The 17,588-nt window shown below is 64.0% G+C and carries 18 protein-coding genes, 1 tRNA gene and 1 pseudogene; 7 read left to right on the top strand and 13 right to left on the bottom strand.

The window, feature by feature from the left end:
* Positions 1-8: 8 nt before the first annotated feature.
* Both MPARV_RS0104180 and MPARV_RS0104185 read left to right on the top strand, forming a co-directional pair.
* Positions 9-587: a thioredoxin family protein gene (locus MPARV_RS0104180; RefSeq protein ID WP_020377353.1), complete on the top strand. Its 579-nt coding sequence runs from the start codon at positions 9-11 to the stop codon at positions 585-587.
* Positions 588-636: 49 nt separating this feature from the next.
* The gene (locus tag MPARV_RS0104185; protein WP_020377354.1) at positions 637-951 is read left to right on the top strand and encodes a GNAT family N-acetyltransferase; all 315 of its coding nucleotides are present in this window, start codon (positions 637-639) and stop codon (positions 949-951) included.
* Here the strand turns inward: MPARV_RS0104185 and MPARV_RS22165 are convergent.
* The 6 genes from MPARV_RS22165 to MPARV_RS24545 form a co-directional block, all read right to left on the bottom strand.
* Positions 941-1,861 carry a hypothetical protein gene (locus tag MPARV_RS22165; protein WP_012231412.1) on the bottom strand — a complete coding sequence of 307 codons (921 nt, stop codon included), beginning with the start codon at positions 1,859-1,861 and terminating at the stop codon, positions 941-943. The two genes, MPARV_RS0104185 and MPARV_RS22165, sit on opposite strands and share 11 nt — an antisense overlap.
* A gap of 78 nt (positions 1,862-1,939) precedes the next feature.
* Positions 1,940-2,821, bottom strand: coding sequence for a radical SAM protein (locus MPARV_RS0104195; RefSeq protein ID WP_020377355.1), 882 nt, complete (start codon positions 2,819-2,821; stop codon positions 1,940-1,942).
* Positions 2,818-3,381, bottom strand: coding sequence for a carboxymuconolactone decarboxylase family protein (locus MPARV_RS22170; protein WP_172636554.1), 564 nt, complete (start codon positions 3,379-3,381; stop codon positions 2,818-2,820). The genes MPARV_RS0104195 and MPARV_RS22170 overlap by 4 nt, the downstream gene beginning before the upstream one ends.
* A 197-nt stretch (positions 3,382-3,578) precedes the next feature.
* Positions 3,579-4,367 carry a M90 family metallopeptidase gene (locus MPARV_RS0104205; RefSeq protein ID WP_157789452.1) on the bottom strand — a complete coding sequence of 263 codons (789 nt, stop codon included), beginning with the start codon at positions 4,365-4,367 and terminating at the stop codon, positions 3,579-3,581.
* Positions 4,368-4,432: 65 nt separating this feature from the next.
* A complete protein-coding gene (locus MPARV_RS0104210) occupies positions 4,433-4,624 on the bottom strand; it encodes a hypothetical protein (protein WP_020377357.1) in 192 nt (63 codons plus the stop codon).
* 35 nt (positions 4,625-4,659) lie between these two features.
* Positions 4,660-4,866: a restriction endonuclease gene (locus MPARV_RS24545; protein ID WP_020377358.1), complete on the bottom strand. Its 207-nt coding sequence runs from the start codon at positions 4,864-4,866 to the stop codon at positions 4,660-4,662.
* Between the two features lie 149 nt (positions 4,867-5,015).
* Here MPARV_RS24545 and MPARV_RS0104220 point away from each other — a divergent pair, with 149 nt between their 5' ends.
* The gene (locus MPARV_RS0104220) at positions 5,016-5,888 is read left to right on the top strand and encodes a tyrosine-type recombinase/integrase (protein WP_012231440.1); all 873 of its coding nucleotides are present in this window, start codon (positions 5,016-5,018) and stop codon (positions 5,886-5,888) included.
* A gap of 504 nt (positions 5,889-6,392) precedes the next feature.
* On the opposite strand, the gene MPARV_RS0104225 is transcribed toward MPARV_RS0104220, so the two are convergent.
* Genes MPARV_RS0104225 through MPARV_RS0104235 form a run of 3 tightly spaced genes read right to left on the bottom strand, consistent with a single transcriptional unit; the run spans position 6,393 to position 9,355 of the window.
* Positions 6,393-7,217, bottom strand: a complete 825-nt coding sequence (locus tag MPARV_RS0104225; RefSeq protein ID WP_031277235.1) for a GNAT family N-acetyltransferase — start codon at positions 7,215-7,217, stop codon at positions 6,393-6,395.
* Between the two features lie 2 nt (positions 7,218-7,219).
* The gene (locus MPARV_RS0104230) at positions 7,220-8,248 is read right to left on the bottom strand and encodes a hypothetical protein (RefSeq protein WP_020377360.1); all 1,029 of its coding nucleotides are present in this window, start codon (positions 8,246-8,248) and stop codon (positions 7,220-7,222) included.
* A gap of 54 nt (positions 8,249-8,302) precedes the next feature.
* Positions 8,303-9,355 carry a chymotrypsin family serine protease gene (locus MPARV_RS0104235; RefSeq protein ID WP_155852308.1) on the bottom strand — a complete coding sequence of 351 codons (1,053 nt, stop codon included), beginning with the start codon at positions 9,353-9,355 and terminating at the stop codon, positions 8,303-8,305.
* A gap of 729 nt (positions 9,356-10,084) precedes the next feature.
* Here MPARV_RS0104235 and MPARV_RS0104240 point away from each other — a divergent pair.
* The 3 genes and pseudogenes from MPARV_RS0104240 to MPARV_RS0104250 all read left to right on the top strand — a co-directional run bounded on the left by MPARV_RS0104240 (position 10,085) and on the right by MPARV_RS0104250 (position 12,690).
* Positions 10,085-11,312, top strand: a pseudogene (locus tag MPARV_RS0104240) (IS110 family RNA-guided transposase).
* A 128-nt stretch (positions 11,313-11,440) separates the two neighbouring features.
* Entirely contained in the window at positions 11,441-11,716 is a 276-nt protein-coding gene (locus MPARV_RS25985; protein WP_020377361.1) for a helix-turn-helix domain-containing protein, read from the top strand.
* A gap of 173 nt (positions 11,717-11,889) precedes the next feature.
* Positions 11,890-12,690, top strand: coding sequence for a transposase (locus MPARV_RS0104250; RefSeq protein WP_274517206.1), 801 nt, complete (start codon positions 11,890-11,892; stop codon positions 12,688-12,690).
* A gap of 361 nt (positions 12,691-13,051) precedes the next feature.
* Here the strand turns inward: MPARV_RS0104250 and MPARV_RS0104255 are convergent, their stop codons facing one another.
* Entirely contained in the window at positions 13,052-14,827 is a 1,776-nt protein-coding gene (locus MPARV_RS0104255) for an MBOAT family O-acyltransferase (RefSeq protein WP_020377364.1), read from the bottom strand.
* A 302-nt stretch (positions 14,828-15,129) separates the two neighbouring features.
* On the opposite strand from MPARV_RS0104255, the gene MPARV_RS0104260 reads away from it, so the two are divergent.
* Positions 15,130-15,699 carry a hypothetical protein gene (locus tag MPARV_RS0104260; protein ID WP_012231462.1) on the top strand — a complete coding sequence of 190 codons (570 nt, stop codon included), beginning with the start codon at positions 15,130-15,132 and terminating at the stop codon, positions 15,697-15,699.
* Between the two features lie 90 nt (positions 15,700-15,789).
* On the opposite strand, the gene MPARV_RS0104265 is transcribed toward MPARV_RS0104260, so the two are convergent.
* The 3 genes from MPARV_RS0104265 to moaC form a co-directional block, all read right to left on the bottom strand.
* Positions 15,790-15,863: transfer RNA gene (locus MPARV_RS0104265), tRNA-Ala, on the bottom strand.
* Between the two features lie 41 nt (positions 15,864-15,904).
* Positions 15,905-16,636 carry a hypothetical protein gene (locus tag MPARV_RS0104270; RefSeq protein ID WP_155852309.1) on the bottom strand — a complete coding sequence of 244 codons (732 nt, stop codon included), beginning with the start codon at positions 16,634-16,636 and terminating at the stop codon, positions 15,905-15,907.
* Between the two features lie 408 nt (positions 16,637-17,044).
* Positions 17,045-17,584 carry a cyclic pyranopterin monophosphate synthase MoaC gene (gene moaC, locus MPARV_RS0104275; RefSeq protein ID WP_012231468.1) on the bottom strand — a complete coding sequence of 180 codons (540 nt, stop codon included), beginning with the start codon at positions 17,582-17,584 and terminating at the stop codon, positions 17,045-17,047.
* Between the last annotated feature and the right edge of the window lie 4 nt (positions 17,585-17,588).

A 17,588-nucleotide genomic window follows, 5' to 3' on the forward strand; every position in this document is an offset into this window, starting at 1 on the left:
GTCACCCGATGAGCCGAACACTCTCCACCATGATGCCCCTCGGCACCAGGCTGCCGGCGTTCGAGCTGCCGGAAGCCGACGGCACCACCTGGAGCACGTCGGCGGCGCCGGGCACCCCCGGTGTGCTGGTGATGTTCATCTGCAATCACTGCCCGTTCGTGGTGCATATCGGGCGCGAGTTGGGCCTGCTGACCCAACGTTGGTCGGCCCGTGGGCTCACCGTCGTCGCCGTCAACTCGAACGACACCGATGCGTATCCCGATGACGCCCCGGAACGGATGGCACCCACGGCTCGCTCCTTCGGGTGGGATTTTCCGTACCTGGTGGATACCGGTGCCAAGGTGGCCGAGGCGTTCCGTGCTGCCTGCACCCCCGACTTTTTCCTTTTCGACGGCACCGGAACCTTGACGTACCGGGGGCGTTTCGATGCCGCCCGGCCGGGCAACGACATTCCCGTCACCGGCTCGGACCTTCGGGCCGCCGTCAATGCCGTGTTTGACGGAGCTCCCCCTCCGGCGGAACAGCTTCCGTCGATGGGCTGCAACATCAAGTGGCCTGTGGGCCGCGAGCCCAACTGGCTTGGCTAGGGTCGCAGGCAAGACGCACACCGCGTCGACCACGGTCCAAGGGGGATATGTGAGCAACAGCGCCGACGTCAACGACAGCACCGCCACGCTCGAGGTGGTGAATCGACCGGAGGATGGTCGATACGAACTGCTTCGAGACGGCTCGGTCATTGGCCACGCCGCCTATTCGCTGAATGGCGACGAGATCACCATCCCGCATGTGGAAACCGATCCCGCCCTTCGCAACCAGGGTTTGGGGTCGGCGCTGATGGCCGGCGTGATCGCCGACGTGGTGGAGCGCAACCTGTCGGTCGTGCCCGTGTGCCCGTTCGCCGCCGCCTACCTGCACGACAACCCAGACCTGGCCTACCTCATCAAGCGGTAGATCGCTGCGGCTGGTCGGCGTCCGGTCGGTTCGACGCGCCGACGCCGGCGAGGGCCAACCCTGCAGCGGCCAGCACAGCCGCCGTGCTGGCCTTCGACCCCATGCCAACGATCAGCCCGTCAGCCCGGAACGTCAGCATCAACAGGGCGGCGACACCAACGACCGCCCACCCGGCGGGCACCAGCACCGACTCATCCAGTCGGGGCGCCAGCAACGCCATCGCCAGGCCGAGTGCGATGAGGACCAGTCCCAGCAGGATCGATCCTGGGAACACGTTCCGGGCAAAGTCGCCGGGCACCTGATTCGGTTCGGCGAACGGGCCCCACCAGGTGCCGTTGCCGTCGCCGGCAACTGGACCGCTGAGGTGGCCGATGGACACCAGGGCGCCGTACCCCACCAGGATCCAACCGAAGGCGGCCCTACCGACCGGACGGGTTCGGGGTGCCAGCACCAGGATGGCCACGTGCAGCGCCATCATCAGCAGGTAGCTCCAGTACCACTCGCCGTCGGCATTGGCGACGGACAATCCAATGCCGAACGCCTGCACAAACCCGAGCACCGCCGCAAAGCGCAGGTAGCGGCCCGAGAGCAACAGGGCCACCAGCGTGGCCTCGACAAACAAGGTGATCCACCCGAAAACCGACAGGTTGGGGGCAACGAGGTTTTCGAAGACCCATGGGCTTCCGGGGAGCACCCGAAACTCGATGCCCTTGTTCACGTAGGCGCAGAGGCTGCCGCACCCGTCGGCGGTGCGACCGAAGGCGGTCGGCACCTTCCAGGACAGGTTGGACAGCCACAACAATGCTGCCGTCCACCGGAGCACTGCGGGCGCCCATCGACGGGACAACTCATCGGTGCGCTCGGTGAGGGCGGCAATCCGGTCTGATGGTTTCTGGATGGTCTTGGACATGAGCGAATGCTCCTCAGTTGTCGACCGGTTGAAGGTTCATGATGGGGCCGACCGACCGGTCGGCGTGTTCGTTTACGCTCAACGGATGCCGATGCTGGCATCGGCACCGGGCGGGCGCCCCTCCACCAGGCCCAGCAGCGCCAGGGCGGGCACCTCCAGCGGCAGGGTGGTTCGGGTGATCAGCAGATGCGTGTCCGTACGCCCCTTGTGCACGGTCGGCCCAAACGCCGACCAGAAGGCGCCGTGGTCGGAGATCGTAAGTTCGGGTGGAAGCTGGTCGCGGGCGAAGCGTTCACCCATGCCGGAGTCTTCGGCACGGCCGCTGGTGATGATCGGGCGCACCAGGTGGTCGTCATCGGTGATGCCCCAGCTGCGGTGCAGGGCGCACAGCCTGACCTGGTCATCGGGCATCATGGCGCCCTCATCCACGGTGGTGGCGATCCGCACGGTGTGACCGCGCCCCACCATGCGGGGCACAGCGTCCACCACCTTGGCGTAGTTCAACGGACCGCGCATCGCGTCGTTGGGCTCCGGGTCGGGCGAGTCCAACGAAATCTGGAAGCGCACCGGCCGATCCACCAACACATCGAGTGCATCCAGGCGGTCGCCGCCAAACAGCGTGCCGTTGGTCAGCACGGTCACCGGAAGGTGTTCCGACATGGCCACGATGATGTCGGGCAGGTCGCGCCGCAGGAAGGGTTCGCCGCCGGTGACGCCCACCTCTTTGAAGCCAAGCGCTGCGGCCTGTTCTGCGATGGCCACCATCTGCTCGGGGCCGATGATGCGACGGGTCGATCTGGGCGCCGACTCGGTCAGGCAGTAGGCGCACTCCAGGTTGCAGTGATAATTGGAGTACACCCAGACCCGGCCCGGCAGCAGGCCCGACTCGATCGCCGCTGCGATGGGCCCGACGGTTTCGTTCACGGTCGCTTCGGGATCCGTTGGTGCTTCGACGCTCACAGGTCCACCTCAAATCCGCCGGAGGCAAGCCTCGCCAGCGTGTCGTCTCCCACAGGCAATTTCAACGCGGAGCAGAACCTGTTCAACAACATCGTCACCCCAATGGTGTTGGTCAGCTCCACCAGTTCGTAGTCCTCAAAGTGTGCTTTGGCCGCCTCGGTCACCGCAGCGCTCACGGCACCCCGGCCTCCGGCCACCTCGTCGATCCACGCCAGCAACGCCAGCTCGGCCGGATCGTCAAACTCGTCGGCCCACTGCACCTCGCCCCGAAGGCCCCGTACCTCGGCATCGGTCAGTCCCACGTCCAACGCCACCGTCGTGTGGGCGGCCACGCAGTAGCGGCAGGCCAACACCGCCGAGGTGCGCAGGATGGCCAGTTCCTTCACGCGGGCACCGGTGCTTCCAGCACCCAAGGACGCCCCCAAAAACGGCAAGGCCACCAACGCCAGCTCGGGCACCTGGGCGAAGGCTGCTGCAATCGGGCCGGGGTCCCCACCGGCGAAGAGATCCTCCACCAACAGCGGCGCCGTGGTTGGGTCGAGCAGTTCCACTTGAGTCACGGGCTTGTTTCTCATTCCATTGTCGGTTGAACCCCACCCGGCCGTGAGCGTTGCTCGTCACGCCGGCTACGGCTGTGACCCTACCGACCCGCCGCCGGAATGGGGGTGAGGGTCACTCAACCGCTGACGGTGGGAGAAATCGGTTCGGTGGTCGGTGCCGCAGAGCCATCTGCCCCGCTGCCAACCAAGCCCTTCACTCATTCCCGGCGCAGGCCGTTGCGGACGATTCTGGTTCGCTTGGCGGGGTCCTGACGGTAGAAGCCCGCCAGCAGTTCGTAGAGATCGGCACGATCCTCTCGCAGCTCCGACCCTCGGGTGAAAAACACCTCGGTCACCACGGCAAAGAACTCGCCCGGGTTCACCGAGGCGTACGCCCGCAGCAGTGGCGAACCCTCGCCCCGCCCCACCGCCTCATACTCCCGGGTGAACACCTCCACCCAGCGGTCCACCAACGCCGGGTCGCTCAGCGGCGGGGTGCCGTCCACCACCCCGTCCAGCAGGTCCAGCTTGTGGGCGAACTCGTGGAACACCACGTTGTGTCCATGCTCCGGGTGGCGGGCCTCCCGGGTGACCGAGTTCCACGTGATCATCACCGGACCCCGCTCGCTGGTCTCGCCCGAGAGCGTCACCGGCCCGTCGGTCAGCAGGCCCGGCACAAACGAGAACTCCCTGCCCGACACCCGCACTTCGTGGGGCGCCACCAGAATCGACCCCACCTTTCCGTACGCTTCGATGCCCAGTTCCAGCACCAACAGGGCGGCATTCCCGGCGATCACCACCTTCATTTCGTCGGTGATGGCCATGCCGGCGGTGGCCTCCCACCGCTTGTTGACGATCAGTTGCAGCACCAGTTGTTCCATGCGCTCACGTTCGTCCGCCGACAAGGTGTCCCACGGCGCCACGCACGCTTCCAGCATGCGGCGCCACTCGTCAGGAAATTCAAACGGTTCGCGGCGGTTCCGCCACCAGTCGCCCAGGGCCGTCATCGAGGGAAGCACCCTGCTGGGCCACTGGGACTGAGGCGTTCAAGCATGAACCCATCCTCGCAGCATCAGGCGAAACCGTCGATGTTCGAGCAAGCCACCGGCGAGATCACCCTCATCGGACGAAGCGATTCGTTCCGCAGAGTCCCGATTTCGGTGCCTACATCCCAGGCCTTGTCAGGGCCCGTCATCTCGACCGTTGACAATCGATTCGCCATGATCAGCTGGCCACGATCCGCCGCCTTGAAGCCGTCGATCACGTCGGCGACAGCGGCCTCCTGGTGAGGGCGAAGAATCAGTGGCCGGTGCCACGCTCTCGGGCCACCAAATCGACCCCGGTGTCAGGCTGACCATCCCGGCCGGGCCGATCCATCCACAACCACACCGCGTCGAACCGCTCCACCCACAGCGGGTCGGTCTGGAAATAGGCCTCACAGAACTTCTCGAACCGGTTGCCCTTCGCAGCGGTCGTTTTCGCCGAATCGTCGAACTTCTCCAGCAACTGGCGGAACGTCGTAGGCGGGGCCTGTACCCCGGGGGTCAGAACTGGAAGTAGATTGAACCCCAGTCGATTTACCCAAAGGCTCGGTTGTGACGGTGCCTGGGTGGACTTGCTCAAGGTTCCTGCGGCGTCATGAGAGGCTGCCGGAAGTGGCGATCCGACTGCGGATCGTGAATGCTCACCCCAAGGAGGTCGACTCATGCGTTGGTGAGTACCTGGCCGACCAAGAACTCGCCGGGCTTCGCCCTGTGACCCGCTACCAGCACAACACGCTGCTGGGTCGATTGTCTCGACACATCAGCCCCACGCAGCTCCGAGATGCCACCTCCGACCAGCTCCGTGACTTCTTGCTTCGTTCAAAGGCCAACGGTCAGCCGCTCAGCCAAGGCACACGCGCTGGGGAGGCATCCTGGCTCCGCTCCTATTTCGGGTGGCTCCACCGAACCGGTCGACGCGCCGACAACCCCACCGAATACCTCCCGAGACCGAAACACCCACGACGACTCCCCCGTCCAATCGGAGAACCAGACCTCGAAATGGCCATCGCTCTCGCAGACGCACGAATGCGCGCATGGCTCCGCCTCGCCGCCTACACCGGGCTCAGAGCCGCCGAAATCTCGATGCTCCGAGGCGAGAACGTGCTGTTGTCCCAACACCTGATCGTGATCGCTGAAGGCAAGGGCGGACGACCGGGCGTAGTCCCCGCCCACCCGTCGGTCCTCCAATCGCTCACCGACTGGGGACTCCCCCAAGCAGGATGGGTGTTCCCCCACACCTACAAACACGACGAGCCCATCAAGGCATGGTCCGTCTCCCACAAGGCCGCCGACTACCTCCGCTCATGCGGGATCGACGCCACCATCCACCAACTCCGACACCGTTTCGCAACCGCCGTCTACCAAACCTCCGGCCGAGACCTCCGCACCACCCAAGAACTCCTCCGCCACGCCACACCCCTCAGCACCGCCATCTACACCTGGGTCGACCCAGCCGACGCATCCCAAGCCGTCAACGCGCTCTAACAGGGTGCTGAAAATGGGGGTGTCGGCCGGAACTGGGGTCCGGGCGGTGTCGGTTGTGTTGTCAGGTGCCGGTTTCGTCGTCTGATCCGGGCTGGCGGACCGGCCGGTGTGGTCTCGCTGGGGCCAGCGGGGGGGGTGGCGCTGGCAGCGGCGATAGTCGATGGCGTTCAGGCTGCGGTCAGTCGCAAGGCCGATTGGATCGGCCGACTCGGGCCGGACGTCGCGACCTCCCTGATCTGTTTCGTAGTTCTGGTTTGGGGGTGGCGACTCTGGTGCTATGTCCGTTCAGCGCTTCCTTGACGCATCAGGATTCCACGACCGAATGGGCTCGCACGACCGACTGTCCCACCCTCGACCGGCGGAAGGTAGCTGCGACAGAAAACTGTATAGCGCACGTCGCAGCGGTGTCCGCAGTGTTGGGGGATGGGTGGCGAGACCGTGTCGTGGCCTGCGTGTTGGCGGAGAAGGCGGTAACGGACGGGAGCGAGCGTCGGTCGACAGGCCCTACGCCGTCATCGACGGCGGAAAGTGCTCGGCCAGAGCGCTGAAGAACGCTGTGCGTTCGATGCCGACGATGAGCTTGTCCCAGTACACTCCATCGTGGAAGTAGAAGTCCTTCAGTCGACCCTCAACCCGGCAAATGTCGGGAGGCAGCCCCTCGATGACGTTCTCGTTGTACCCGGGTATCTCTAGGTAGATCTTCCGAAGGGGCCAACGCGTGAACCCGTAGGCCATTGCCAGAACTACACCGTGAACTCGGCGCAACGCCACTCCGGATCCAGTACTTCCCAGTCCTAGAACTCCGAAATAGGCGATGTTGACGAACGAGTCGTATCCGTACAGCACGTTGAGGAACAGGGGCGCTTTGGATACCAGCTCTTCTGCGATGAACTGAACCAGGACATCCTCTCCGAATGTGGAGGCGAACTGTTCGGCGGAGGGGATCTGGCCACGGTAGCGCCAGCGGTTTGCCACGGCGGGGTCTGAAACCTCGCTATAAATCCGCTCCAGGTCATCGCCCCGGACAGCTCGGATCCTGACCAGACTCGTCGTCCCAGTTGCGAGGTCCACCGGGATAATTCGCCGACTCTTGGCGCCCCGGATATCCAGCCACTCTGCAACCTCGCGCAGTGTCCTGATGGACTCCAACAGGCCGTCGTTCGAAGGCTCTACGCCCTCGGTCAACAGAGCCAAGACTCTTGTCCGGTCGTACTTGCTCAGCTCATCCAACCCGACGTCGAGGTCGAGGTCATCAGGATCCTTGGCCATACGGGCCGCAATCGCGTTGAGCGATGCCCCGTTGTAGGTGTCGTCGGTTCCAGATGCCACGCTCAGCCCGTAAATGAGGGCTGCAGGGTATTCCCTGGTTGCGTGGTTGTAGTCGGACTTGTTGTGACGGGAGCGGCATCTGCCAGCCCGCAAGTGGAGTCAATCGTGATCACGTAGGTCGTGCCTTCCCCTGCACCCCGACCTTCGACGGTCATCCCGTTCGTGATGGGAGGCTCGATCACGTTGTCCGGGTCGCTGTCGGGTTCGGGCAACGGATCGCCTGGCTCCAACGCGACTGCCCCAGGGGCCCACGGAGCAATGATCGGGTGGTCAATGGTGTCTTTACCCTCATCGTCGGTGCCCTGTGTGCAAATCAGATAGGACGTGGGTGGGACCGGATCGGCGGCACTTGGCGGATCGTCTGCCAGCCCGCAAGTGGAGTCAATCGTGATCAGGTAGGTCGTGCCTTCCCCTGCACCCCGACCTTCGACGATCATCCCGTTCGTGATGGGGGGCTCGATCACGTTGTCCGGGTCGCTGTCGGGTTCGGGCAACGGATCGCCTGGCTCCAACGCGACTGCCCCAGGGGCCCACGGAGCAATGATCGGGTGGTCAATGGTGTCTTTACCCTCATCGTCGGTGCCCTGTGTGCAAATCAGATAGGACGTGGGTGGGACCGGATCGGCGGCACTTGGCGGATCGTCTGCCAGCCCGCAAGTGGAGTCAATCGTGATCAGGTAGGTCGTGCCTTCCCCTGCACCCCGACCTTCGACGATCATCCCGTTCGTGATGGGGGGCTCGATCACGTTGTCCGGGTCGTCGTCGGGTTCGGGCAACGGATCGCCTGGCTCCAACGCGACTGCCCCAGGGGCCCACGGAGCAGCAACTGCGTGGTCAATGGTGTCTTTGCCCTCATCGTCGGTGCCCCTTGTGCAGATCACATACGGCTCAGGCTCCTCCTGAGATGGCACGGCAGCAGCTGTCGGGCTGCCTACGATGCCGGACGCTCCCGTCATGAACGCAACCCCGCCGATCAAAGCACCGATCGCGAAGACGCCGATCGAGGTTGACCTGAAGATGGACCTACTCATTGCGGTTCTCCCTGCCTGTCGTGTGAACATTTGCAACGTCTGGACCGCAGCTGCTCAGCCTGTCAAGACGAGAGCGCCCATGAACGCGCTGTCGTCGTTGATCGACGTGCCGCAACCGTTTGACCCCTGGTAGCCCCAGAGGATACCACGGGCCGACGCCCGGTCATTGGAGAGCTTCTTGTACATGCCGGAGCCGGAGTCACCTCCAAGAGGCTTCGCTCCGCCCAGGCAGAACCCGTCGAATGTGCGTCCGCCCACGTTGAAGTTGGAGAAATAGCTGACCCCACCGCATTTCTCAGATGCGGATGTTGCGCCCCGGTAGCAGATATTGGTCTCCAGCCATACGGGATTCGCCTGGCCGACAACGGTCCGCTTGTAGTTCGAGTTGATGTAGACGTGCGGGCTTGCGTTCGGGGACGAGTGCAGCATCACGTCGAGCTGGTTCGCACCGGTTGGGGACCAGACGGTCCCTGATCCGTAGTAGCTCGCAATGTTCCCTGAGACGTTGGCGTCGCCGTGGGATGCGTTGACCGCTTTGCCAGCACCGGTCGCGCAATGCGCTGCCGTGAACTGCACTTTGGCTCCGCCGTTGACCGCCCCGGAGAACCCTGCGGTACAAGCGCCGTAGTACCCGGGAGATGTCTCGTGGAACTCGCGCACTCCGGAAGCTGATGGGTCCGGGTAGGTCATCCCGATTTCCTGCCGGCCCTCGTACACCACCCAGTCAGCTTCCCAGGTGTCCTGGACGGATGCGAGATCCTCATCGTTGACGTTCGAGCCAACGCTGAGGTAGATCAGGCCGGTCTTGAAGTCGTAGCGGACTGCGGACGCGTCGATGCCCGCCTCCAACAGCCTCTCATTGATGCTCCCCGCTTCCTCTCGAAGAGAAGCGGCTGACCTCGTCGACTCGACGACGCTCACGTCGACAGGGAGGTCCAGCGCCTCCAGTACTTCACGATCGCGCGACGTCGGCCCCACGATCCCGACCGTCACGCCGGTCTCGTCGCCTTCAGCTGTCAGCCAGAGCCCTCCGAAGCGAGCAGAGTCGACCGCTCCGAGGATCGACTCCTCGACCTTCCCGAGTTCCTCGTTGGCAGCCTCATCCAAGTACCGCTCCGCTGTGATGGTGTAGCTGACCTGCGGGTCATCGATCGACGGATCGGGCTCAGGTGACGGGCCTGCCGGGCTAGCGCCAGCAGTGCTGACACCCGATAGGGCCAACGGAGCGAGGAGCGCAGATGCTCCGAGTGCACGGGCGAGTGCCTTGGCTTGAGGGTTACGGTTCAATCCCATGAATGAAGAACGTACAATGCGACCGAGGCCAGCACAAGAAGATGTTTCAACTCTGTTCGATTTGGCAGAACCGATGGGGTCCACCATCGTCGTCCCGGCCCGCGACAGTTGGAGAGCTGCGACCATGCGGGTCAATAGGTGAACGTCGCATGACGTTGGAGCCCGGCCAAGCACCCACACCCCGGACGCTCACGGTATCCAAGTACTCCAGCAAGCACACCTCGACAACGCCAACGACCTCACGGGCTGGAACATCACCGACCTTGGGCACGGCCGCCACCTCGTCGAAGCACCCGACCTCACGCCCTAATGGGTGTGCTGGGTTCGTGAGATCCTGGTTTCGGGCCGCTGGTCGGTGAGCACTGTTACGCCCTGGAGCCCTTCGGGGATTCCTAGCGCTAGAGCGTGCCCCGGTCGGCAGGTTCGGGTTGCCCATCAAGCGCTCATGGGGTGTCGTGCCGTAGAGCACTGATCCATTAGGTCGCCGCTCGGGAAGCCCGCAGGCTCACACATCTGAACCAACCAAACCGAGGGGGGCATGCGATGACCATTTTCGTGGGCGATGACTGGGCCGAGACCCCATCACGACGTCCATCTGATGAACGACACCGGCGAAAAGCTTGCCGCGAAACGGTTCCCTGAAGGGCTCGAGGGGATCGCGGGTCTCCACGCGTTGATCGCGGAGCACACCACCGACCCTGGCGAGGTGATTGTCGGGATCGAGACCGAGCGGGGCATGTGGGTCCAAGCGCTGATCGCCGGCGGGTATCGGGTGTATGCGATCAACCCGTTGTCGGTGTCTCGCTACCGGGACCGACACAACGTCGCCGGCGCTAAGTCCGACCCTGGTGACGCCAAGCTGTTGGCTGATCTGGTTCGCACCGACCGGCACAACCACCGGCCCGTCGCCGGCGACTCCGACGAGGCCGCCGGGTTGAAGGTGCTGGCACGGTCACATCAGAACCTGATCTGGGACCGGACCCGTCACACCAACCGGTTGCGCAACGATCTCCGCGAGTTCTTCCCCGCCGCACTCGTCGCATTCGAGAGCCTTGCCGATCGTGACGCGGTCGCGGTGCTGGGCAAAGCCCCGCATCCTGAGCTGGCCCGCCGTCTGTCGGTCGCCCAGATCCGCTCAGCACTCCGCAAAGGCGGACGGCAACGGAACCTCGACGACCGGGCCACCCAGATCCAAGCCGCGTTGCGCACACCACAACTGACCGCACCACCAGATGTCGCGGCCGCGTTTGCTGCGACCACGAAAGCGCTGGTCGAGGTGATCGCCGGGCTGAACGACGCCATTGGCGAACTCGAAACCGAGCTGGCCACCCATTTTGATGAACACCCGGACGCCGACATCTACCTCTCCCTGCCAGGACTCGGTGTTGTGCTCGGCGCCCGGGTGCTCGCAGAGTTCGGGGACGACCCCGACCGCTACGACACCGCCAAGTCTCGCAGGAACTACGCCGGCACGTCACCGCTCACCATCGCCTCCGGCAAAAAACACGCAGTCCTCGCCCGACACGTCCGCAACCGGCGCCTCTACGACGCCATCGACCAATGGGCATTCTGTGCGATCACGACAAGCCCCGGCTGCCGCCAGTTCTACGACCACCGACGAACCACAGGTGACCTCCACCACCAAGCCCTCAGAGCCCTCGGCAACCGGCTCGTCGGCTACCTCCACGGCTGCCTACGAACCCGCAGCACCTACAACGAACACACCGCCTGGGCCCACCGCCAACCAGCCCCAACCCAGACCGCTGCTTGACCCCTTCCACACCTGGGGTGTCTAGTGTGCTGTCAGGCTAATTCGTAAAGAAAATGGTGGAAGCGGGAATTTTCGCGGTTCGGGCGCGTTGGTCGGGGTGTAACCGACCAACATGTGGAGGAATCGCTATGGCCCGACGTGGACGACCAACCGTGCAGATCACTCTGTCCGGCAACGAACGAAAAACGCTTGAACGGTGGGCGCGACGGCATTCGTCGTCCCAAGCGTTGGCGTTGCGTTGCCGGATCGTGTTGGCGTGCGCGGACAGCGTCAAGACCAACACCGCAATCGCGGCCGAGCAGGGCTGCAACCCGGCGACGGTGTCGAAGTGGCGTCACCGTTTCGCTCAGGACCGTCTAATGATGCTCACCCTCCCAGGTCATGCCCGTCGGTGCAGCCGCTGAGGGAAGACCAGGAATGAATCAAAATCTGGGGTTCGTGCTCGAAGCAACACTCCCCGGTCCTTCGGGCCTCGCACCAGACTTACAACGGGCTAACAGCTCCAAGGGGGAACGGCGACCACACCCCAGCGGCCACCCGCCCATCATTTCATCCCTACCACGGTGGCGCACCCGCCATAGGGACTTACACAAATCGTTTTACAGGACCTCTCCATGGCCACAAGACCGCAGCCCGGAGCTTTGACGGATACAAGGGCCACATCGCCGAAGATCCTGACTCCGAGATCATCACCGCCACGATCGTCACCCCGGGCAACGTCGGTGATGCTGCGGTCGCCAACGACCTCATCGACGACATCCTCCCCACCGACACCGACACCCACGACGGCGACGGCGACGGCGACGGCGAGGTGCCGGTTGTTTATGGGGACTCCGCGTATGGGACCGGCGGGATGCAACAGGCCCTCACCGATGCGGGTGTCGAGTCGAGATGCCGGACCCAGCAGCCCGTCAACCGGAACGGCCGGTTCTCGAAAGCCAAGTTCAACATCGATCTCGACGCTGACACGGTCACCTGCCCGAACAACGTGACCGTCACGATCCGTCGCAGCACCGACGCCACCACAGGCACCGCCGCCTTCGGAGACGCGTGTGGCGAGTGTCCGCTTCGCGAGGCGTGCACCACCTCGAAGGCGGGGCGGACGATCAGCGTCGGACAATTCGAAGCAGCGTTAGCTGCCGCCCGGCAACGACAGACCAACAGCGATTGGCAGGCCGACTACCGGGCAACCCGGTCCAAGGTCGAACGGAAACTCGCGCACCTGATGTTCCGCAAACACGGCGGACGGCGGGCCAGAGTCCGAGGCCAAACGAAAGTCGCCGCCGACTTCGCGCTGCTCGCAGCAGCACGGAACGTCGCCAGACTCGGCGCGCTCGAGATGAGATCAACCCCCACCGGATGGGCCACGGCAACCTAAAAGACCAAGAGAAGCCCTCCTCGGGCGCCACCGCCGGCCCCACCACAGCACCACGACCGGCCCGACCCAGTTCCCACCCATCCCACACACCCTCCAGCCAGCCCAACCCAGCACCGTCACAGCCAGCCCCACCATCCGGTCCGGCCCGGCCCTCAGGTCACCCCGAAAGACACCAGCCACCTAGTACTCAACCGAACTCCCCGACGCCGATGTCCTCACCCAAGCCAGAGCCGACTTCGGCCCCAGGATCCTCACCAAGGAACTCATCGCCAACAACCCACCACCTCGGGTGGCTGAGACGCCCGATCAGGTTCGACCTCAATTGCATGCTACGTTAGCCAGTGCTTTGTTCTAGTTTTTCCTAGAATTGAAAATAGATGAAGGGCGCCACACCCTGGGGACCGAGGATGTCGATCCCGGCGAGCAGGATGCCGAATGCCAGCGCCTGAGCAAGTGGCGCCCAACGGGAGAACCCCACCTCCAGGGTGTCGCCCACCTTGGAGGGCAGGTACTGAGCAGCGATCGCGCCGGCGACCACCACGAGTATCAGCGGCGTGACCAGCGATTGCCCGCCTGTCCAGCCGGTGAACAACCGGCCGAGCACGGCGAACGCGTCACCCAGCGACGGTGCCCGGAAGAACACCCATCCGACGCACACAAAGGCAAACACCAACGCCCGTTTCACCGGCAGTGGCCACCCGCTGCGGGGCGGGCGGTCGTCTTCCAGCTCCGCCCGAAGCCGGCTCCACTCCTCGTCGAAGGGGATCTCATCGGTGCGGCGGCGACGGCGCCACCGGCCTCCTGCACCAGCCTGAGCCACCCCCATGTCGTTCGAACTTTCGTCGTCGTACCCGACTCCCTGGCCGGCATCCCGCACCTCAACGGCGTCGAGGCGCAGCCCCGCAGTGTCGTAGGTGGCCCGGGCCCTGCCGGAGCCCCCAAAGCTCCATTGATCGTGCGAGACGGGCACCGTAGGCGCCTGCCCCGTGGCCTCGAACGCGGCGTTCTCCTGCGCAAGCGCCTTCACCGCCTGACGGCGCTGAACCCACGCGGCTCGCACCCCTGCCGACAGCGGTCGACCCTCTTGGCGGCGGTCCCTCATCCACCGCTCGCCCGCCAGGCCAAGCCCCTGGTAGAGGCCCCACACGATGAACGTGCCGCTGGCGCCATGCCAGAGTCCTCCGAGCGCCATGGTCAAGATGAGGTTGCGGTACTGGCGTGCCCGGCCGCCCTGGTTGCCCCCCAGCGGAATATAGAGATAGTCGAGCAACCAACGCGACAGCGTCATGTGCCAACGACGCCAAAAGTCTTGAATACTGCTCGACGCATAAGGACGGTCGAAGTTGTCTGGGAAGTGAAAGCCCAGCAACAACGCCACGCCAATGGCAATGTCGGTGTAGCCGGAGAAATCGGCGTAGATCTGGACGGCGTAGGCCAGGACCGCCACAAACACCGTGAATGCCGTGTAGCCGCCTGGTGCGGCAAACACCGGATCGACCAGTTGTGCCATCAACGATGCGATCACCACCTTTTTGATCAGGCCTCGACCAATCAGACGCACCGCGCGGGCCACATCCACCCCGTCGGGGTTGCGACGGCTGTGCAGTTCGGGCATGAACTCGCTGGTGCGCACGATGGGCCCGGCCACCAATTGCGGGAAGAACGCCAGAAAGAGGCTGACGTCCAGCAGGGAGTACGTCCGCTCATCACCCCGGTACACGTCGATGAGGTAGCTGAGACCCTGAAAGGTGAAAAAGCTGATGGCAATCGGTAACGCCACGGTTTTCACCAGGCCGTGCGGCTCCAGCCCGAACGGAGACAGCAATCTCACCAGCGACTCGGTAAAGAACTCGTAGTACTTGAAGTAGCCCAGCGTGCCCAGGTTGGCGAGCAGGCCGACAACCAGCCAGGCACGACGCGCTGCGCCTGCACGGGGTTCCATTGCCTTGGTCACCAGATGGTTGACCACGCTCGCCCCGATGATGAGCGCCAAAAACCGCCAGTTCCAGGCCCCGTAAAACACGTAGCTGGCTGCAAGCATGAAGAGTTTCCATGCCTGAGGCCGTTCGTTGAGCCTCCAGGAGACCCCAAGCACCACCACAAAGAAGAGGGCGAAACTCATGGTGGGGAAGAGCATGGTGGCGCGCCTCTTTCAGGTGCGGCTCCGCCCGCGTGCCCAACGCCCGGTCAGTCAACCACACGCCGGCCGCCGATTCGTGGATGTTCAGCGCCTTCGGGTGGGCGCCAGGCGGCAATAGCCAGTCGGTTTGATGTGCCGCTCCAGGCGGCCCCGTGATGCAGCCCCTGAGATCAAACCCCACAAGGTGCCGGGTGATTCACCCTATGGACCCAGAGCGTTCATAGGGTAGCCAACACGGTTCGAGCGATACGGATGACGTTCAAAGTGCAAAGTTCATTTCTGAGGCCTATGGTGGCTTCATGGCATCAAGCACACGAACCCAAGACACAACCAATCCGGAAGCCGCAGTCCGCCGGTACCTCAACTACCTCAGTGATCCAACTTCTGTGATCGACCACGATCGAGTTGAGGAGGTACAGGCAGAACTGAGTGCTACTGACGACCAGATCGAGCGTCTGCGTTTGGAGTCAGAGCTCGATCGTGTGCGCAGCACCGATGGCGAATCCGTGGTCCGAGAGTTCATTTCCGTGGCCAAGCAGTTTGCCGAAGAAGAGGACATCACCGCTGACGCATTTCGTCGTCAAGGTGTGCCCACCGAGGTGCTTGCCCAGGCCGGGTTTGGCACGAAGGGTGGAAAGGCCACTTCGGCTCGCTCGCAGCGGGTCAACGCCGCCACCGTCGCCGCCCACGTTCAAGGTCGCAGCGGCACGTGGACCTACAACGACATCGAATCCGGCACCGGTGCCAGCATCGGCACCGTGCGCAAGGTGGTTGACGATCTGGTGGCCGCCAAGAAGGTGAAGTCGCTGGGGCCCGACCCCGACCACGCCAGCAGGGGCCGCGCACCCAACCTGTTCACCGCCGCCTGACACACCCGAAAGGGCAACTCAGCCCGTGCATGGAGAAGCCCCCGAACCACTGGTTCGGGGGCTTCTGCGTTTACGTCTGCATCACATGGGTGGAGGTGATGGGAATCGAACCCACGACCTCATCGTTGCGAACGATGCGCTCTAGCCAACTGAGCTACACCCCCATGTTGGGATCACGACACACTACCGGCTCAACCGGAGTGCGTTACCAGCCCACTGAACGACGGAGGGGCTGCTGGGCCCACTCGTCGTAGTACTCGCTCTGGGAGTCGTCGACCTCGTACCCGGCGTAGGCGGCATCTTGGCCGTCCACGTCGGAGTAGTAGGTCTCGGCGTCGACGTAGGAGTCGTCGTAGTACGCCGCAGGTTCGGCTGCGGGTTGCGCCGCGTAGCCTGCAACGGCGTTGCCGGGCCTGACATCATCGAGGTAGTAGACCTCGCCGACAGCACCGGCCGGCTGCGGCGACGGGGCCTGGTGCTGCAGGTAGGAGGGGCGGGGCCGTGCGGCACCACGCCGGGCAGCACGCTCGGAGCGGTGGGCCTTTGAGGCACGTGCGTTCTGGGCGCGGGTGGCCAGCATGTAGACGTAGCCGGCCAGCAGCACGTCGACGCCGAGGTGTACGGCCCACACCGAACCACCCTTGAGCACCCCGCCGATCAGAGTGACGGCGCAGAGCACCATCAAGGCGAATAACACCATGGCCCGGCGCTGCTGTGCCTGCGTTCTGCTCATGGCGGCGTTCGACACTGCCGTCGGAGCACCAAGAGCGCTCACCGCGCCCGAGCCGCTGCGCCGTGCAACGGGTTGTGTGACGTTTCGAAGGCCTGTGGGACGGCGCGACGTGGTTTGGCGATACATCCGCACCAAATCGGGTGTGAGCACAAGTGCCCACACCACAGCCAATCCCAACAACACCAGCACCGTAGGGTTCCTCACGTGGTCCTGTACTCCCTGGACTCTGCCCACGGTACGAACCGAGGGACGCTGGATGGTGGATACCGGCGCCAATCGGGGGGCGTCGGGGGGTGAAACCACTCAGCTCGACAGCTGAATGTTCTCGTTACAACGACGAACTGTAACACGTACGCCATACGATTGCTACGAACGAACGACACCAACTCGCCAACGAGCCAGTCGCAGAATCCGCCCATCGCCGGCCGCCCACTTACCGTTGCCCACAAGGGATTCAGCGGCTATACCTCATTCAAAATAGGCTACAAGCCCGGGATTTCAAGGCACTGCAAGGCTTCGAGCCGGTTTCTCGAGCACGAGGATTGATGGCCGTCCGGCGGGGCGCCTTGCCCAATCATGACATTCGCGTGACAAACTTCACGTCTGAATTTCTCAGCGGTTGAAGGGTCTCAAGGACTCGGAATCGTCGTCACGGTCATTGCCACTCTCAGCCACTGCCTCACGACGGTACGTGCCCGACCGGCCGCCGGTCTTCTCCCACAGGGTGATCTCCCCCAACATCATCGAGCGATCGACCGACTTGCACATGTCGTAAATGGTGAGACATGACACCGAGACGGCGGTCAGCGCCTCCATCTCCACACCGGTGCGATCCACCGTTTCCACCTGAGCCTCCACCTCCACCCACTCATCATCGATGCGAAAGTTGATGAAGATGCCGCCGATGCCCACCGGGTGACACAGCGGGATGAGATCGCTGGTGCGCTTGGCCGCCTGGATACCCGCAACCCGGGCAACTGCCAGGACATCGCCCTTCGAGACCTCGCCCCTGGCGATCAACGCCGTGGTCTCCGCCGTCATCAAGACCCGTCCCCTCGCCAGCGCACGGCGGGCCGTGACCTCCTTCTGAGTGACATCCACCATGCGGGCACGCCCCAGCGGATCGAGGTGAGTGAGGGGTTGGTTGGCCATGAGC

Source organism: Candidatus Microthrix parvicella Bio17-1 (assembly GCF_000299415.1).
Taxonomy (GTDB): Bacteria; Actinomycetota; Acidimicrobiia; order Acidimicrobiales; family Microtrichaceae; genus Microthrix; species Microthrix parvicella.